At 69.0% G+C, this 17,814-nt stretch carries 11 protein-coding genes and 1 tRNA gene; 8 read left to right on the top strand and 4 right to left on the bottom strand.

The features are described 5' to 3' along the window. Positions 1-180 precede the first annotated feature (180 nt). Positions 181-1,602 (bottom strand): DEAD/DEAH box helicase, encoded by a 1,422-nt coding sequence (locus G3580_RS14415; protein ID WP_173766630.1) that lies wholly within the window; start codon positions 1,600-1,602, stop codon positions 181-183. A 91-nt stretch (positions 1,603-1,693) separates the two neighbouring features. Then, positions 1,694-2,776, bottom strand: a complete 1,083-nt coding sequence (rlmM, locus tag G3580_RS14410) for a 23S rRNA (cytidine(2498)-2'-O)-methyltransferase RlmM (protein WP_173766628.1) — start codon at positions 2,774-2,776, stop codon at positions 1,694-1,696. A gap of 109 nt (positions 2,777-2,885) precedes the next feature. On the opposite strand from rlmM, the gene G3580_RS14405 reads away from it, so the two are divergent. The 3 genes from G3580_RS14405 to G3580_RS14395 all read left to right on the top strand — a co-directional run bounded on the left by G3580_RS14405 (position 2,886) and on the right by G3580_RS14395 (position 7,333). Next, complete coding sequence (locus G3580_RS14405; RefSeq protein ID WP_173766626.1) at positions 2,886-3,923, top strand: NADP(H)-dependent aldo-keto reductase; 1,038 nt, start codon at positions 2,886-2,888, stop codon at positions 3,921-3,923. An 81-nt stretch (positions 3,924-4,004) separates the two neighbouring features. Further along, a complete protein-coding gene (locus tag G3580_RS14400; protein WP_228720678.1) occupies positions 4,005-5,525 on the top strand; it encodes an HD-GYP domain-containing protein in 1,521 nt (506 codons plus the stop codon). Further along, complete coding sequence (locus G3580_RS14395; RefSeq protein ID WP_173766624.1) at positions 5,522-7,333, top strand: GGDEF domain-containing phosphodiesterase; 1,812 nt, start codon at positions 5,522-5,524, stop codon at positions 7,331-7,333. Before G3580_RS14400 ends, G3580_RS14395 begins: the two co-directional genes overlap by 4 nt. A gap of 42 nt (positions 7,334-7,375) precedes the next feature. On the opposite strand, the gene G3580_RS14390 is transcribed toward G3580_RS14395, so the two are convergent. Continuing rightward, complete coding sequence (locus G3580_RS14390; RefSeq protein WP_173766622.1) at positions 7,376-7,717, bottom strand: hypothetical protein; 342 nt, start codon at positions 7,715-7,717, stop codon at positions 7,376-7,378. Positions 7,718-7,832: 115 nt separating this feature from the next. Here G3580_RS14390 and G3580_RS14385 point away from each other — a divergent pair, with 115 nt between their 5' ends. The 4 genes from G3580_RS14385 to G3580_RS14370 all read left to right on the top strand — a co-directional run bounded on the left by G3580_RS14385 (position 7,833) and on the right by G3580_RS14370 (position 10,975). Beyond that, the gene (locus tag G3580_RS14385; RefSeq protein WP_173766620.1) at positions 7,833-9,086 is read left to right on the top strand and encodes an extracellular solute-binding protein; all 1,254 of its coding nucleotides are present in this window, start codon (positions 7,833-7,835) and stop codon (positions 9,084-9,086) included. A 2-nt stretch (positions 9,087-9,088) separates the two neighbouring features. Then, positions 9,089-9,829, top strand: a complete 741-nt coding sequence (locus G3580_RS14380) for a glycerophosphodiester phosphodiesterase family protein (RefSeq protein WP_173766618.1) — start codon at positions 9,089-9,091, stop codon at positions 9,827-9,829. 70 nt (positions 9,830-9,899) lie between these two features. Beyond that, positions 9,900-10,868 (top strand): polyprenyl synthetase family protein, encoded by a 969-nt coding sequence (locus G3580_RS14375; RefSeq protein WP_173766616.1) that lies wholly within the window; start codon positions 9,900-9,902, stop codon positions 10,866-10,868. Between the two features lie 30 nt (positions 10,869-10,898). Then, positions 10,899-10,975, top strand: a tRNA-Pro gene (locus tag G3580_RS14370). A gap of 60 nt (positions 10,976-11,035) precedes the next feature. Here G3580_RS14370 and glnE read toward each other — a convergent pair. Continuing rightward, positions 11,036-13,747 carry a bifunctional [glutamate--ammonia ligase]-adenylyl-L-tyrosine phosphorylase/[glutamate--ammonia-ligase] adenylyltransferase gene (gene glnE, locus G3580_RS14365; protein WP_173766615.1) on the bottom strand — a complete coding sequence of 904 codons (2,712 nt, stop codon included), beginning with the start codon at positions 13,745-13,747 and terminating at the stop codon, positions 11,036-11,038. A 200-nt stretch (positions 13,748-13,947) separates the two neighbouring features. Here glnE and G3580_RS14360 point away from each other — a divergent pair, with 200 nt between their 5' ends. Continuing rightward, positions 13,948-17,814: a YhdP family protein gene (locus G3580_RS14360; protein ID WP_173766613.1), complete on the top strand. Its 3,867-nt coding sequence runs from the start codon at positions 13,948-13,950 to the stop codon at positions 17,812-17,814.

Below are 17,814 nucleotides of genomic sequence, written 5' to 3'. Positions count from 1 at the left end.
CCATCGGTGACGGTGTCTGGATGATTGGGATGGTCCCCATCATATCGGCCCCCGAGGGGGACTCTTGACGCCGAAAGCGGGCACTTTTGCCCGCTAATTACCTTTTGAAACGCGCCTGGAGCGTAGCGCCGACGGGGCTGGCCCGGCCTGCGCAGCGGCGGTGTCCGTGCGGACGACCGCTCAGGTCTTGCGGCCGGCGCCGCCGAGGAGGAAGGCGACCGGGCGTTTGCCGCCGCGCTTGGGCGCCTCGGGCTTGCCGGCATTGCCGGAGGGATTGTCGGCCGCCGGCTCATAGGGTCGGGAGTAGTCGAAACCGTCGGGCGCGACCGTCGATGCGGCCTTGGGGGCGCTGCGCGAGCGGCGCCCTGTGTTGTCCCGCTCGCTGCGGCGTTCACGGTCCCGGTCCCGGTCCCGGTCCCGTCCGCGGCCGCGGCCACGATCCTCGTCGGCGCCCGCCGGGCCCGACTCGAAGCCGGTGACGGTGTGCTGCGGGATCTTGAGCTTGATGAGCTTTTCGATGTCGGCCAGGCGGCCTTTCTCTTCCGGGCTGACCAGGGAGATGGCCTTGCCCTGCTTGCCGGCGCGGCCGGTGCGGCCAATGCGGTGGACGTAGTCTTCCGCGGTGTTGGGCAGCACGTAGTTGATCACCATCGGCAGGTCGTCGATGTCGATGCCGCGGGCGGCCACGTCGGTGGCGACGAGCACGCGGGTGGTGCCGTTCTTGAAGCCGTCGAGCGCTTCGGTGCGCTGCTGCTGGCTCTTGTCGCCATGAATGGCGTCGGCCGGGATGCCGCAGTTGTTCAGGTAGTGGGTCAGCCGGCTGCAGCCGAACTTGGTGTCCACGAAGACGAGCACCTGGGAGGCGACCTCGTTCTTGAGCAGGTGGGCGAGCAGGTTGCGCTTGCTGTGGGCGCTGACCGGATAGACCTGGTGCTCGATGGTTTCGCTCACGGTGTTGCGGCGGGCGACCTCGATCAGCTGCGGGTCGTTGAGCATCTGGTCGGCCAGCTTCTTGATCTCGTTGGAGAAGGTGGCCGAGAACAGCAGGCTCTGGCGCTTGGCCGGGAGCATGGCGAGGATGCGGCGGATGTCGGGGATGAAGCCCATGTCGAGCATGCGGTCGGCTTCGTCGAGCACCAGCATCTGCACCTGGTTGAGCTGGATGCTCTTTTGCTGCACATGGTCGAGCAGGCGGCCGGGGGTGGCGACGACGATCTCGACACCGCCACGCAGGATCTCCATTTGCGCCCGCATGTCCACGCCACCATAGATGCAGGTGGCGCGCAGCGGCAGGTGTTTGGCGTAGGTGAGCACCGACTCGTGCACCTGCATGGCCAGCTCGCGGGTCGGCGCCAGCACGAGGGCGCGCACCGGATGGCGCGCCGGCGAGGTGCTGGAGTTGGCATGGGGCGCCAGACGCTGCAGCAGGGGCAGGGTGAAGCCGGCCGTCTTGCCAGTGCCGGTCTGGGCGCCGCCCATGACGTCGCGGCCCGACAACACGACCGGAATCGCCTCGCTCTGGATGGGCGTCGGTTGCGTGTAGCCGGCGTCTTCGACGGCACGGAGCAGCTCGGGCATCAGGCCGAGATCGGCAAAGCTCATAGGGGATCGGGTTCCTTGCTCGGGCGGGTGGTCCGCCGCATCTGTCGATAAAACAAGCAAGTATAACGTGGTCGGTGGCTTTTTCGGAGCCCTATCGGGTGTCTTGCCGGCACAGGTAGCCGGTGACCTCTTCGCGGTCGTGGTAGAGGTGTGCGAAACGCAGCGTGATCGGGATGCCCTTGAGCCGGCTGCGGATGATGTCGATGCATTGGCGCAGGGCCGCGTGGCGCTTCTTCATGGGCAACTTGAGATTGAAGATCGCGTGGCGGCACTTCTTCTGCAGGAACCAGTCGGCCATGAGGGTGGCGATGCGCGTGGGCTGCTCGACCATGTCGCACACCAGCCAGTCCACGCTGCCCTTGGGGCGCCACACGAAGCCGTCGGCGCGCACATGGGTGACCATGCCTTCGGCCAGCAGCGCCGGGTCCATGGGGCCGTTGTCGATGGCGGTGACGCGCAGACCATGCTGGGCCAGCTGCCAGCTCCAGCCGCCCGGGGCGGCGCCCAGGTCCACCGCCTTGCCGCCGGCGCGCAGCCAGCGGTCGCGCTCCTCGTGGTCGAGCAGGGCGAGGAAGGCTTCGGCGAGCTTGAGGGTCGACCGGCTCGGCGCTTCGCGCGGCATGCGCAGGCGGGCGATCCCCATGGGCCAGGGGCTGGCATGGCGAGGCTCGCACAGGCCCAGCCATACCGACTCGGCGTCGGGAAAGAACAGGTACAGGGTCGGCGCCTTGCGCAACGCCGGCTTGAGCAGGCCGGCGGCCTCGAGGCCGGCGCGCAGGGGCGCCTCGAAACGCTTGCAGAAACCCGAGCGGGTCTTGCCGCTGTTGGTGTCGGGATATTCCAGGCACACGTCCGCCACCGCCGTGCGTCCGCGGGCGAGCTGGTCGACGATGGGCGTGACCCGGTCGCGCTCGGGCAGCGCATCGACATGGCCCACCACCGGCCAGGCCTGGCGGGCGAAGCACAGGCGGGCGGACGAGAGCGTTTTCTGCGCATCGCCCCAGTCGATGACATCGTCGAAATGCAACACGATATATCCCGCGTTGGCCTCGAACGTGGTTCGACCGACAATCTCGTGACGCTGGCACAGGGCAGCCAGTTCCTGGGCCAGGTCGTGTTCGAAACCGGCGCGACATTGAAACAGCATGGCCTGGGCGGATGTGAAACGAGACATCGATGAGTACCGGTGACAGAGTGTGCGTGGATAATACTGGCTCGCCATCGTCCCGTCATCGGCTGGCGCCGGCGCGTCCGGAACCGGCCTTCTCAGGAGAACACGCCCCATGCAATACCGTCGCCTCGGCACGAGCGAACTGGTGGTGTCACACGTATGCCTCGGCACCATGACCTTCGGCCAGCAGAATACGGAGGCCGAAGGGCACGCCCAACTCGATGCGGCCTTCGCCGCGGGGGTCAATTTCGTCGACGTCGCCGAGATGTATCCGGTGCCCACCCGGGCCGACACCTATGGCGCGACCGAGCGTATCGTCGGCACCTGGCTGCGGCGCCAGCCGCGCGACAAGGTCATCCTGGCCACCAAGATTGCCGGCCCGGGGCGCGCGCTCGGCTGGATCCGTGGCGGCCCGCGGGCCATGGACGCAAGCAACCTGCGCGAAGCGCTGGATGGCTCGCTCAAGCGCCTGCAGACCGACTACGTCGATCTGTACCAGCTGCACTGGCCGGAGCGCAATCAGCCCATGTTCGGACAGACCGGCTTCGATCCGTCCGCCGAGCGCGAATGCACGCCGATCCGTGACCAGCTGGAGGCCCTGGCCGGGCTCGTCCGCGCCGGCAAGATCCGCTATGTGGGCCTGTCGAACGAACACCCCTGGGGGGTGATGCGCTTCGTGCAGCTGGCGCGCGAGCACGACCTGCCGGTGGTGGTGTCGATCCAGAACGCCTACAACCTGCTCAACCGGGTGTTCGAATACGGCCTCTCCGAGGTGTGCTACCGGGAAAACGTGGGCCTGCTGGCGTATTCGCCGTTGGCCTTCGGCCACCTGAGCGGAAAGTATCTCGACCAGCCGGACGCCGCCGGGCGCCTGACACTGTTTCCCCACTTCGGTCAGCGTTACGAGAAGCCGGCGGTGGCGGCGGCCGTGGCCGAGTATGCGGCGCTGGCGCGGGCGCATGGCCTGACGCCGACGCAACTGGCGCTGGCCTTCGTCTATGGCCGCTGGTTCGTGACCAGCACGATCATCGGTGCCACCTCGCTGGCGCAGCTTCAGGAAAACCTCGATTGTGCCGATATGGGCATGACGGAGGCGTTGGAAGACGCCATTGCCGAGGTGCACGCAAGGCACACCAATCCGGCCCCGTAAGGGGGTGGGACGGTTCGCCTTGCGCGACCGGGTGGGCGGCGGTGTCGTGCCGTCCCGGATATCGGGCCACGCAGGGGAAACGTGAAAGAAATCGTTGCCGCATCGGATCTGAAGGTCGGGATGTTCGTGGTCGAACTCGACCGGCCCTGGCTGGGCACGCCCTTCCTGATGCAGGGCTTCCTCGTCGAGGACGATGCGACGCTGGCGCAGCTGCGCCAGCTGTGCCGGTTCGTCTACGTGGACTGGCAGCGCAGCGTCGGCGAGCACCACCGCGCCCCGGTGCGCGAGCCGGTGGCGCCGGTCCGGCGCGCGGGGTCGGGCAGCGCGATCCGGCTGCATCCGGACGAAGCGCCCCGGGCCCGACGGGATTTCGTGGCGGTGCTGCGCTGGTTGCGCAGTGGCGGCATGCCGCCTCAAGCCGCGCCTCATGCAACCCGACCGGTGGTGCGCGAAGAGACGGCGCGTGAGCCACGGCCGTCGCTGCGCGACGCGCCCGAGGGCGAAGGGGCCGAAGGCGGGCTCAAAGGCTTGCTCGGTCGCTGGTTCGGCCTGCGTGGGGAGGTCGGTGCGCCGCCGCATGCGCGCGACGGGCAGGACACGACCGCGGCCGGGGAGGAGAACAGCGCGGCTGCCGACGACGGGCCCGAGGTGGTTGCGGTAGAGGACGAGCTGGTGGACGCCGCGCCCACCTATGCCACGGCCCAGACCTCGGTGCGGCAACTGATTTCCGATGTGCAGCACAACCTGCGTCCCGACATGGAGCGGGTGCGCGGCAGCGTCGAGGACATGATGCACAGCGTGGTGCGCAATCCCGACGCCTTGCTGTGGCTGACGCGCCTGAAACGCACCGACCAATACGCCTACGATCATGCCCTCGATTCGAGCGTGCTGCTGATGGTGTTCGCCCGCTTCATGGGCATGGAAGCGGCGGAGATGACCCTGCTCGGGGTCGCCGGCCTGATGCAGGATATCGGCAAGGTCAAGCTGCCGCCCCGCCTGCTCAAGAAGTGCGGCGCCATCACCCGGCTCGAGCGCGAGATATTCCGTACCCATGTGGACTACTCGCTGGCCATCCTCAAGGCATCGGCGGAGCACGACCCGGCCGTGCTCAACATCGTCGCGCGGCATCACGAACGCTACGACGGATCGGGCTATCCGGCCGGTCTCGAGGGCGATGAGATCGGCCTCTACGGCCAGATGGCGGGCATCGTGGACTGCTACAGCGCGATGACGCGCGAGCGCCCCTGGGGCGACGCCCTGAGCCCGCAGGAGGCCCTCGAGGAGATCAACAAGCTGCGCGACACCTGGTTTTCGGCCGGGGTGGTCGATGCGTTCATCCAGTGCGTCGGCCTGTACCCGGTCGGCACGCTCGTGGAGCTCAATACCGGCGAGGTGGCCGTGGTCATCGGCCAGAACCGGATCCGGCGGCTCAAGCCGCGGGTGCTGGTGCTGCTCGCGCCCGACAAGACCGCCAACGCCCATCCGGCGACGCTCGACCTGCTGTTCGATCCGGTCTCGCCCGACGGCACCCCCTACGCCATTCGTCGTGCCTTGCCCCCGGGGGCCCATGGCATCGATCCGCAGGAGTTCTACCTGGCATGAATTCGCCCCGGATCGTTGCCGCTTTCGAACCGCCTCCGCTGGACGCCGAAGGGCTGATGCATGTCCTGCACATGCACGGCTTCCAGCCCGAGGACCGGGCCGCGGTGCGGGCCTTCGGGCGGGTCGTGCGCCGGGAGGAGCTGGAGGCGGACTTTCTCGACAGCTTCCTGACCCGCGAATCGGCGCCGTCGATGCCGGCCGCGGCGGCCGCCGAGGCGCGGTTTTGCGATGAGCTGCTCAACGTGTGCGACTGGGACGGCAGCCCCGGCTGGTTCAACCGCCTTGCGCGCCAGTGGTGCATCTGCCGCGATGTCGGGGTGGACGAACGTTTCGTCTGGGTGTGCACCGGTGCGCTGCTGTCGGCCTGCCGCGAGCGGCTCGTCGGCGGTCGGGCGGAAGTGTTCCAGCTCGAGCTCGATCTGCTGACCGGCCTGGTGCGCGTGGTGTGGGCGCTGGCGGCGCATCTGTCGTCCGTCGGCCTGGTGCGCGAGCGCACCCTCGCGACCGTCGAGAGCGAGGAAGGCGGGTCCGCCGGACTGCCCGGTCGGGTCGGCTTCGACATGCTGCTCGGACACATGGCCCGCGAGGCGACCGCCGAGGCACGCCTCGGGCTCATGATCATCCGCCTGCAGGCGGCGCCGGCCCGCGCCGTGCTCATGCCCGCCGAGCGGGACCTGATGCACCGGATGCTGCACGACGCCTGGCGCGAGGTGCTGCGCGAGGACGATGTGATCTGTCTGGTGGGCGAGCACGAATGGGCCTTGCTTCAGCCCAGGGTGCGCACGCCGGGGCAGGTGGTGCTGGCCGCCAACAAACTGCGCGAAGTGGGCCTCGGGGCGTTGGCGCGGGTAGGCATGGGCGAGGGGATCGAACTCATGTTCGGCAGTGCCTGCGCGCCCGATCACGGCGCCGACGCCGAAGCCCTCGAACGTGCCGCGCGTGACGCCCTTCATGCCGGCGGGCGGACGCAGCAGCACATCACCATGTTCGGTGACGACGTGCGCGACGCGGTGCGGGCGGACAGCGATATCGAACGCGAATTCCTGCGCGCCATTCACCTGCAGCGTTTCGAGCTCTATCTGCAACCGCAGGTGCGTTGCGACGACGGACGCTGCGACAGTGCCGAGGCGCTGTTGCGCTGGCAGCGCGAGGATGGCCAGTGGGTGGCGCCGCCGGACGTGTTCGAGATCGCCGGCCGGCTCAACCAGCAGGGATTGCTCACCCGCATGCTGGTGGCGCGCATCGCCCGCATGGCCGACGAGCTCGACCGCTCGGGCGTGCCCGTGCGGGTCATGCTCAATCTCACCGCCGACGACCTGCACGACCCGGAACTGCCCGATCTGGTCGAGCAGGCCATGGCCAACTGGCGCGTGCCGGCCGGCCGCATCGGCTTCGAGCTCACCGAAGGGGCTGTGTTGACGGATGATCCGGTGGTCGAGACCGTGCTGACCCGGCTGCGCGCCCTCGGCGCCACCGTGGCGTTGGACGATTTCGGTACCGGCTACTCGTCGCTGGCACACCTGCGGCGGCTGGCCGTCGATGAGCTTAAGATCGACCGCCAGTTCGTGGCCGGCATGCATGCGGGACCGCGGGATTCGGCCATCGTCGAGGCGGTGCTGGCGCTCGCCCGGGCGTTCGGGCTCACCACCGTCGCTGAAGGGGTGGAGCAGGCCGAGCAGGCCGAGACGCTGACCCGCATGGGGTGTCTGCGCTTGCAGGGGATGCATTTCTCGCCGGCGATCCCGTCGGCGCGTTTCGTCAGCTGGTGGCTCGCCCGCCAGGGGGACGCGCACCCGCTCGTCGACTGAGGGGGCGGCGTCCGGGGTGACGCGGCAGGCGCCCTCCCGGTGTCAGTGGCCCTCGCCGGCGGCGGGCGCCGCGTCGTGCCCCGCCTCGCCCGCAGGGGGTTCGTGGGGGGCTTCGTCGGCCGGCGCAATGGTGGGGATGTTGTTCTCGGTCATGTAGTCATTCATGCTGCGCCAGCCGGAGAAGATCGCCGCCTTGGACGCTTTCGGGTTTCTCGCGTAGCAGTCTTCCAGGGCGCGGCCGGACTGGCGGCAGGCGCTCCCGATCGCCTCGCCCTCGGCTTCCTTGCGGGCAGCTTCCTTCTTGGCGTCGGGGATGCCGAGTTCTTCGCATCCGGTCAGCACGGTGACGAGGGTCAGGCACAGCAGCGTGGTACGTATCTTCATGGCGACGGGATTACTCTGGTAACAATCTGAATCATCGTCGTCCCTAAAAAAACCTTGAGCGCAGACGATAGAATTTGTAGCAGCCGGGCATGCGCCCGGGAGAGGAGACAAGCACATGTTCGGATCGACACTGCGGCGCTTCATGGCGGCGCTGGGGGTGGCCATGGCGTTGACCGCCGGGGCGCACGCGGCAGACAAGCGTCATGTCATCGTGATGACCCACGCCTTCGATACGGCCCGCGAAGCGCGCTTGACGGAACTGGTCGATCACTTCAATGGCACTGACAAGCGCTATCGCATCGAGTTGCAGCGCGCGGGCGAGGCCCAGGCGAGCGCACCGACCCTGATGGTGCTCGAAGGCGCCGCCGAGGACGCCGTGCGCCAGCGCCGGGACTTCAAGCCGATGTACTCGGTCATGGCGCAGTCGGGCGTGCATCTGGGGCGCGCGCGAGGGCGCGCCGGCATCGGCATGACCGTCGACCGCGCCGGGCGTCGCCTCGCCCTGCCGATCGGCATGCACACGCCGGTGCTGTATTACAACGAACAGGCGTTCCGGGCCGTCGGGCTCGACCCGAATGCGCCGCCGCGGACCTGGCATTCGCTGCAGGATGCGCTCGGCAAGCTGTTCGACGCCGGCTATGCCTGCCCCTACACCGTGGCACGGCCCAGCTGGGTGATGCTCGACAACGTCAGCGCCCGCCAGAACGAAGCGGTGACCCGGCGCAAGGGGCGCGCCGAGGAGCTGTCGGTCAACGGCATGCTGCAGATCCGCCACGTGGCGCTCATGGCCAGCTGGGTGCGGGCGCGTTACCTGCATGTGTTCCATTCCCACACCGAGGCGGAACAGCGCTTCGCGCGTGGCGAATGCGCCATCATCGCCGGCTCGTCGGCCGACTGGCCCAGCTTCCGCCAGGACGCCGCGTTCCAGATCGGCGTCGGCGAACTGCCGTACTACGACGATCAGCCCGGCGGTATCGGCGGCACCCTGGCCGATGGCCCCAGCCTGTGGGCGGCTGCAGGCAAGTCGCGCAACGACTATCGTGCCGCCGCCAGCTTCGTGCGCTTCATGCTGCGCCCCGAGAACCAGCTCGCCTGGCAGCGCGGCACCGGCTATCTGCCGCTCGACACCAAGGGCATGGTGGCCGGCGAGGCCGTCGCCAACGACGAACCGAGCCTGCTGGTGGCGCGCAAGCAACTGCATCTGGATGACGCCAAGGGGGCCAAGGCCAGCGTGAGTCTCGCCGAGCTGCCCCGCCGTGCCGAGGTGCGCTCGATGCTGGACGAGGAACTGGCCGCCGTCTGGGCCGACACCAAACCCGCCAAGCAGGCGCTGGACACCGCCGTGGTGCGCGCCGGCGCGGTGCGCTGAGCATGCCTCCGTGGCGGTGGCCGGCGGTGCTGACCCATCGCTGCGGCGGCCGGCTGGCACCGGAGAACTCCCTCGCGGGGCTGTGTCGTGCCGCCGCCCTGGGGATCCGCGGCGTCGAGTTCGACGCCATGCTCGCCGCCTGCGGCACGCCGGTCGTCATCCATGACGAAACCCTCGACCGGACCACCGAGGCGAGCGGCCCCGTCGCCGGCCGCTCGTGGGCGGAACTGGCCCAGGTGCGTCTGCGCGATGCCGAAGGCCGCCTGAGCGCCGAACACCTGCCCAGCCTCGAGCAGATCTTCCGGTGCTGTGCCCGGCTCGGTCTGGCCGCCAACGTGGAGATCAAGCCGTCCGCCGGGCAGGACATCGAGACCGGACGTGAGGTGGCCCGTCAGGTGGCCCGCCTGTGCCGGATCCACCCTGTGCCGGTGCTGCTGTCCTCGTTCTCGAGTACGGCGCTCGATGCCGCCCGCACGAGCGCACCGTCGCTGTCGCGTGGGCACTTGTTCGCACAGTTGCCGATCGATGCATGCGAGCGCGCGACGGCGCTGGGGTGCCAGGCGCTGATCGTCGACAAGGACGTCGTCGACGCGGCCGCCATCGATGTCGCCCGTCGTGCCGGGCTGTCGGTGGGGGTGTACACGGAGAATCACCCCGGTCACGCCCTGCAGCTGCGCCGGCTCGGGGTGGCCGGTGTCATCACCGACCGACCGGATACACTGGGGCCGTTGCTGGTGCCTTGATCCGCTCGCTTGACTGGGTGCAGCCTGCCCAAATACCATCCCCCTTTTCCTCGTATTGCTGCGGTCGATCTTGTCTGTTAAGCATCTCTATGCGCCCATTGCCGAGGACATGAAGGCCGTGGACGCGGTCATCCGTCAGCGGTTGCACTCCGACGTGGTGCTCATCCGCCAGGTGGCGGAATACATCATCAACAGCGGCGGCAAGCGGCTGCGCCCGGCGCTGGTCCTCATGACCGCCAAGGCCGCCGGCTACGAAGGCACGGCCCATCACGAGCTGGCCGCCGTGGTCGAATTCATCCACACCGCCACCCTGCTGCACGACGACGTGGTGGACGAGTCCGAGCTGCGCCGCGGCGCCCAGACCGCCAACGCCATGTTCGGCAACGCCGCCTCGGTGCTGGTGGGCGACTTCCTCTATTCGCGTGCCTTCCAGATGATGGTGTCGGTGGGCTCCATGCGCATCATGGAGGTGCTCGCCGACGCGACCAACGTGATCGCCGAGGGCGAAGTGCTGCAGTTGCTCAACTGCCACGATGCCGACGTTGCCATCGACGACTACCTGCGGGTGATCCGCTACAAGACCGCCAAGCTCTTCGAGGCCGCCGCGCGCCTCGGCGGCATCCTCGGGCAACTGCCGCGCGACGCCGAAGACGGCCTGGCCGACTTCGGCATGCACCTGGGCACCGCCTTCCAGTTGATCGACGACGTGCTCGACTATTCCGGCGCGGAAGTGGCCACCGGCAAGCATCTCGGCGACGATCTGGCCGAAGGCAAGCCGACTCTGCCGCTCATCCACGTCATGCAGCACGGCACCGACGCCCAGGCCACGCTCGTGCGCCGTGCCATCGAGGAAGGCGGGCGCGACGCGTTTGCCGATGTGCATCGGGCCATTCTCGATACCGGGGCGCTCGAGGCCACCCGTCAGTTCGCCCGGCGTGAGGTCGAACTGGCAAAAAATGCCCTCGATGCAGTTCCTTCTTCCCTTTTCAAAGATCGTTTGCTAGAATTGTCGGACTTTGCAGTTGGGCGGGACCATTAGGCCCCGATCGGTGCAAAGTTTTTTGATTGTCGGGGAATAGCTCAGCCTGGTAGAGCACTGCGTTCGGGACGCAGGGGCCGGAGGTTCGAATCCTCTTTCCCCGACCACAGAACTCCAGGAAAAGCCGCGCATCCAGCGCGGCTTTTTGTTTTTTCGCGCCCGCCTTCTCACGCCGGTGAGCGCGTCTCGCACGGTTCGCCGAACACATGCGTCCACAGGGCGCAGATGCACTCGCGATGGGTGCGCACGCTGTCCGGGGCGACTTCCACCTTGAGTTCGTTGAGGCGCTGTCGGTGCTGGAGGCGGCGGAATTCGCGGTAGGCGTCGCCGGCACGCAGGGCCAGATCGGCCGGGATGAGGCCGAGTTCGCCGGCGATGCGCAGCAGCGCGATGTTGCCCAGGTTGCCGGTGAGTACGGCGTGCTCGAAGGCGTGGGCGAGCACCAGGAACTGGACGATGAACTCGGCGTCGACCAGGCCGCCGCGGTCGTGCTTGAGATTGAAGCGTTCGCTCTTGTTGCCATGGGCATCCATCATCTTCTGGCGCATGGCCGCCACGTCCGCGCGCAGGGCGTCGATGTCGCGCTGCTGGCGCAGCACGTCGATGCGGATCGCTTCGAAAGCGTCGCCGACGCGCACGTCGCCGGCTGCGAAGCGCGCGCGGGTGAGCGCCTGGTGTTCCCACACCCAGGCCTGTTCGGTCTGGTATTTGCGGAAGGCCTCGATGGAGCTCACGAGCAATCCGGCGTCGCCGTTGGGGCGCAGGCGCAGGTCGGTCTCGAACAGGCTGCCGGCGGCGGTCTGGCTCGATAGCCAGGAGTTCATGCGCTGGGCGAGGCGGGCGTAGATTTCCGGCGCGTCCGGGTGCGGGTCGTCGTAGAGGAAGACGATGTCCAGATCGGAGGCGTAGCCCAGTTCCTTGCCGCCCAGCTTGCCGTAGGCGATCACGGCGAAGGCGGGGGCGTCGTCCTGGTGGCGCTTGCGCAGCTTGCGCCAGCACACCGGCAGGGTGACATCGAGGATCAGGTCGGCCAGCGCCGAGAGGTGGTCAGCGAGCTGTTCGACGGTGAGCTTGCCGGCCAGATCCTGGGTCAGCAGGCGGAACACCTGGGTGTGGTGCTGTTCGCGCAGCAGGTCCATCTGCCGTTCGGTGTCCGGTTCGATACGTGCCAGGTCGGCCTGCAGCTGGCGGGCGAAGGCCGGCCAGTCCGGGGGCGTGTCGAGCACCCGGGCGTCGAGCAGCTCGTCGAGCAGGATGGGGTGGCGGGAGAGATACTGCGCTGCCCAGCGCGAGGCGGAGACGAGTTCGCCGACCTTGGCGAGGGCCTGCGGGTATTGCTGCAGCATGGCCAGATAGGCGCCGCGACCACCGATGGCTTCGATGAAGTCGAGGCAGCGCGTCAGGGTTTCGTCCGGGTTGTCGAGCGCGCTGGCGGTGTCGACCACGCGGGGGATGAGGGCGTCGAAGCGCGCCTTGATCTGGGGTGGGCGCGACTGGTAGCGCCCGCCGCGCTTGAGGCTGGCAAGCCGCTGCGCGACACGCGCCGGATCGGTGAAACCGAGCTGGGCGAGTACCGGTTCGATGGCGGCGCTGTCGTCGGCGTCCAGCCACAGGTGGTCGAGATCGTGGCCGTCTTCTCCAGGGTCGGCGAACACGGCGTCGAAATGGCGGCTGACCTCGGTGCGGTGGGTGGCCAGGGCGGCGAGCAGCCCCGGGTAGTCGTCGAAGCCCATGGCGTGGGCGACCCGCGCCTGGTCCCCGGCGTCGCGTGGCAGGTCGTGGGTCTGGGCGTCGTCGAGGTATTGCAGGCGATGTTCCAGCCGCCGCAGGAAGTCGTAGGCCCGGCCGAGGGCGCCGACCACGGGCGCCTCGAGCACGCCCATGCGGGCCAGCACCTCGAGGACGCGCAGCGTCGGCTTGATCTGCAGCACATGCTCGCGGCCGCCGCGGATGAGCTGAAACACCTGGGCGATGAACTCGATCTCGCGAATGCCGCCCGGCCCGAGCTTGACGTTGTCCGCACGATCCTTGCGCGCCACTTCGCGGCGGATCTGCGCATGCAGGTCGCGCATGGCGTTGATGGCGCCGAAGTCGAGATATTTGCGGAAGATGAAGGGACGGGCGATGGCCTGCAGCTCGTCGCCGCGGTCGCCGCACATGACCCGGGCCTTGATCCAGGCGTAGCGCTCCCATTCGCGCCCCTGGGAGATGAAGTAGTTCTCCAGCATGTCGAAGCTGCACACCAGCGGGCCCGAGTCGCCGTTGGGGCGCAGGCGCATGTCCACACGGAAGACCTGGCCGTGTTCGGTGACCTCGGCCAGGGCCTGGATGATGCGTTTGCCGAGGCGCTCGAAGAACTCGAAGTTGCTGATGACCTTGTCGCCGTCGGTGTCGCCGTCGTCCGGATAGACGAAGATCAGGTCGATGTCGGACGACACGTTGAGCTCGCGGCCGCCGAGCTTGCCCATGCCCACCACGTGGAGCTGCTGGAGGCGTCCGTCGGCGCCACGCGGCGCCCCGTGTTTGGTGACCAGGGCGGCGTGTTCGACGTCGTGGGCGAGCTGGACTGCCAGATCGGCGAAGGCGCTCATGGTCTCGGTGACCTCGGCCAGATCCGCCGTGCCGGAGAGGTCGCGCACCATCAGATGGCACAGCACCCAGCTGCGCAGATGGCGCAGGCGTTCGCGCAGGCGCTCGCGATCGAGTGTGGCCGGGGCGACGAAGGTGCGCATGGTGGCCGTGTCGAGGGGGCGGTCGAGATGGGCCGCGAGTCGCTCGGCCAGCCACGGGCGGCAGCCGAGCATGCGGTCCAGGTAACGCGAGTAGGGGCGGGCGGCGAGGATGGGCGCGGGCAGGGTGGCAGTGTCGGTCGAGGGCATCGCGGGATTCGGCTTGATAGAATGGGGCCGCGTCGAAATCGCGGTCGGAGCGGAGGCTCAAAAGCGCCCGCAGACCCGATCACGGCGTTCTGATATCGGTCAATCATACGCCGCGCGTCGGCCCCATGGGCTCGTCTCGACGCCCGTGTGACGGACCTCCGTGCGGGCCGGTTTGCCCGTGCTGCCGGTTTCATTGCCCTATGCCCGCTGATGTCGTGCCCGAGGATTGCGCTCCGCCTGCGCCCGCCCGCCCGTGGCGGCGGCGGGCGCGTGCGCTGCTCAAGCTCGCGCTGTTCGTCTACTTCCTGTTCGGCGCCGCCTTCCTGATCCTGCGTTACGGGGTGTTGCCCGATGTGGATCGCTGGCGCGACTCGATCTCGGCGCAGGCCTCCGCGGCGCTCGGGCTGCCGGTGCGCATCGGTCGCATCGACGCCGACTGGTCCGGCCTGCGGCCCCGTTTTCATCTGCACGGTCTTGCCATTGCGGACGCGAGCGGCGCCGACGCGCTGAGCCTGGATCAGGTGGACGCCACCCTGGCGTGGACCTCGCTGCTGCGCTTCAAGCCCTATTTCCATCGCCTCGAGATCCGTCAACCCAACCTGCGCTTGGCGCGTGCGGCCGACGGTACGGTGTCGGTGGCGGGTATCCCCATCCGCGGCCAGGGCAGCGACGACAGCCTGATGCGCTGGCTGCTCGACCAGCGCCAGGTCGTGATCCGCGACGCGACCCTGAGCTGGCACGATGCGCTGCGCGACGCGCCGCCGCTGGTGCTCAAGGCGGTCAACCTGCGCGTGGTGAAGTTCTTCGGCACCCATCGGGTCGGGCTGGTCGCGCGCTCCGATGCGCCCCTGATGTCGGCCATCGACGTCCGGGCCGAGTTGCGCTTCGGTGAGCGGATCGCCCTCGACGATATCGAGGGGCGCGTCTACGCCAAGGTGTCGCACGCCTCGATCGGCGCGGCGGCGCCGTGGGTCGACGTGCCCTTCGAGATGGACGGCACCGGCGATCTGAGCGTTTGGGCCGACGTGAAGGGCGGACGCCCGGTCGGCGGCAGCCTGGACGTGGCGGCCGCCGGGGTGCAGCTGCGCCTGGCGGACGACCTGCCCGCGCTGCACCTGAATACCCTGGCCGGCCACCTCGACGCCCACTGGCGCGACGGCGAGGTGGCGGTGCAGACCCGCGCGCTCACGCTGCAGACCGACGCGGGGCTGCAGGTGCCGCCCACCGATCTGGCCTTCTCCCTGCGGACCGACGGCGGCCAGCGCACGGGCGAGCTCAAGGCCAATCACCTGGATCTGGCGGCGCTGGCGGGGCTGGCCTCGCACCTGCCCTTCGATGCGGCGGAGCGGGCGCGCCTGGCGGCGCTGGCCCCACGCGGGGCCTTCGACGCGGTGTCGCTCGGCTGGCGCAGCGACGGCGAGGCGCTGACGGATTGGTCCGTGTCGGCGGGCTTTTCCGGCGTGGCGCTCAGTCCGCGTTTCGGCCTGCCGGGGCTCGCTGGCGTGTCCGGCCATGTGAGCGGCGACCGGCGTGCCGGTCGCTACACCGTGCACAGCGACGGTGCGGCGGTGGACATCCCTTCGGTGTTCGACGATGCGTTGCGCTTCGACCGGCTGCAGATGGAAGGCGGCTGGGCGCGCGAGGCGGCCGGCGTTCGCATTTCGCTCGACGATGCGCGCTTTGCCAACCGCGATCTGGAGGGCGAGGCCTCGGGCAACTACGTGGTGACCGCGTCGGGGCCGGGCGAGATCGATCTGCAGGCCCATCTGGGCAAGGCGGACGGGACGGCCGTGTGGCGCTATCTGCCCAAGGTGGTCAATGACGACACCCGCAACTGGCTCAAGCGCGGCATCGTCGCCGGCCGCGCCCATGACGCCCGCCTGCGGCTCAAGGGCGCATTGTCGCGCTTTCCCTTCGAGGACGGCTCCGGCATCTTCCTGATCACCGCCCGGGTCGACAATGCGACGCTCGATTTCGCGCCCGGCTGGCCCAACATCGACCGCATCGACGGCGGGCTGCGCTTCGACGGGCCACGCATGACCATTTCCGCGAGCCAGGGGCGGATCTCCAACGTGCGCCTCAAGGACGTGGTCGCCGATGTGCCGGATCTGGCCCATGGCCACGAACAGATGACCATCACCGGGCAGGCTGTCGGCGCGACCGCGGATTTCCTCCAGTTCGTCGCCGACAGCCCGGTCAGCGCGCGCATCAACCACTTCACCGACGATATGCAGGCCGGTGGCGACGGGCAGCTGGACCTCAAGCTGGAGATGCCCCTGCGTCACGTGGCCGACACCGCGGTGACCGGCCGCTATCGCTTCAGCGGCAACACCCTTACGCTCGCCCCGGCGATCCCGCCGGTGGCCGAGGCGGCCGGTACTGTGGCGTTCACCGCCAGCACCCTCGACATTCCCAAGGCCAGTGGCACCGCCCTGGGCGGGCCGGTGACCCTGAGCGCCAAGACCGACGCCGACGGCGTGGTGCGCTTCAAGGCCCGGGGCGAGGCTCATGCCCGCGCGATCCAGGCGCGCTATGCGCTGCCGGCGCTCTCGCACCTGTCGGGCCAGACGCCCTGGCAGCTCGATGCGCAGATGCGCAAGGGCGGCTCGCGGGTGAATATCGGCAGCGACCTGGTGGGCCTGGCCTCGAGCCTGCCGGCGCCGCTCAACAAGTCGGCGGCCAACGCGCTGCCGCTGACGGTGGCGCTCGAGTTTCCCGACGGGCAGCCGGTGCGGCTGAGCGGGTCGCTCGGCACCGTGGCCAACGCGGTGCTGCAGCTGCCGCGAGGCGCAGGAACGATGTCCGGCGGCGTGGGCATCGGCGCCCCGGCGCGCGAGGCAGACACCGGCATCCTGGTGGCCTGCAAGCAGGCGCAGCTCGATCTCGATGCCTGGCTGCATGCGCTCGGTCCGGTGGACACGCCGGAGGCCGGGGCGCTGCCCCTGGCCGGGGCGCTGCCCCTGGCCGGGGTGGCGCTGGAAGCCCAGGAACTCATCGTCAAGCAGCAGCGCCTGCACGATCTGCAGCTGCGCGCCCAGCGCGAGGCGGGCAACTGGTCGGCGCAGATCCGGTCGCGCGAGGCGGAGGGCACGCTCACCTGGATTCCGCAGGCCGAGGGGCGGCTGGTGGCGCGGCTGAGTCGGCTCATGCTCGGCAAGTCGGTGGGCGAGGTACCGGCGCCGGTCGAGCCGGCGCAGACCTCGATGCCGGCCCTCGACATCACCGCGGAGCGTTTCGGGGTGCGCGGTCTCGATCTGGGGCAGCTCAAGCTGCAGGCTTTCAACCGCGACGGCGTGTGGCACATGAACGAGCTGCGCATCGCCAACCCGTCGAGCATGCTGACCGGCAGCGGCACCTGGCAGGCCAGCGCGCCGGGGCGCACCAAGATGGATTTCAAGCTCAGTGCCTCCGACGTGGGCAAGCTGCTGACCCGGCTCGACTATCCGGACGCGGTGCGTGGCGGCAAGGCGACGCTCTCGGGCCAGCTGAGCTGGCAAGGCGGGCCGGCCGATCTCGACTACCCGAGCATGAATGGCGCGCTGGAGCTGGTGGCCGAGTCGGGCCAGTTCCGCAAGCTCGATCCGGGCGTGGGGCGCCTGCTCGGCGTGCTGAGCCTGCAGTCGCTGCCGCGCCGGATCACCCTCGACTTCCGCGACGTGTTCAGCGAAGGATTCGCCTTCGACCGCATTTCCGGTAGCATCGACGTCAAACAGGGCGTGTTGCACACCGACTCGCTCCAGATCCGCGGGCCGGCGGCGCGGGTGTTCATGAAGGGCACCGCCAGCGTGCCCGACGAGACCCAGAACCTGCGCGTGACGGTGCAGCCGACCCTGAGTGAATCGGTGGCGGTGGGGGCCGCCCTCGGCGGCGCGGTGGTCAATCCCGTGGCCGGCGTGGTGACCTACATCGTCCAGAAGGCGCTCGAGGATCCGGTCGAGAAGCTGTTCGCGTTCGAGTACGCGGTGACCGGCACCTGGGACGATCCGGTGGTCGAGAAACTGGGCCGGCGTGCTCCGCCCGCGGCCGAGGTGCCGGGGCCGGTCGGCGGCGCCGGCAAGGAGCGGTGA

This window comes from Nitrogeniibacter mangrovi (genome assembly GCF_010983895.1).
GTDB lineage: Bacteria > Pseudomonadota > Gammaproteobacteria > Burkholderiales > Rhodocyclaceae > Nitrogeniibacter > Nitrogeniibacter mangrovi.
This window is presented reverse-complemented; position numbering and strand designations above follow the sequence as displayed.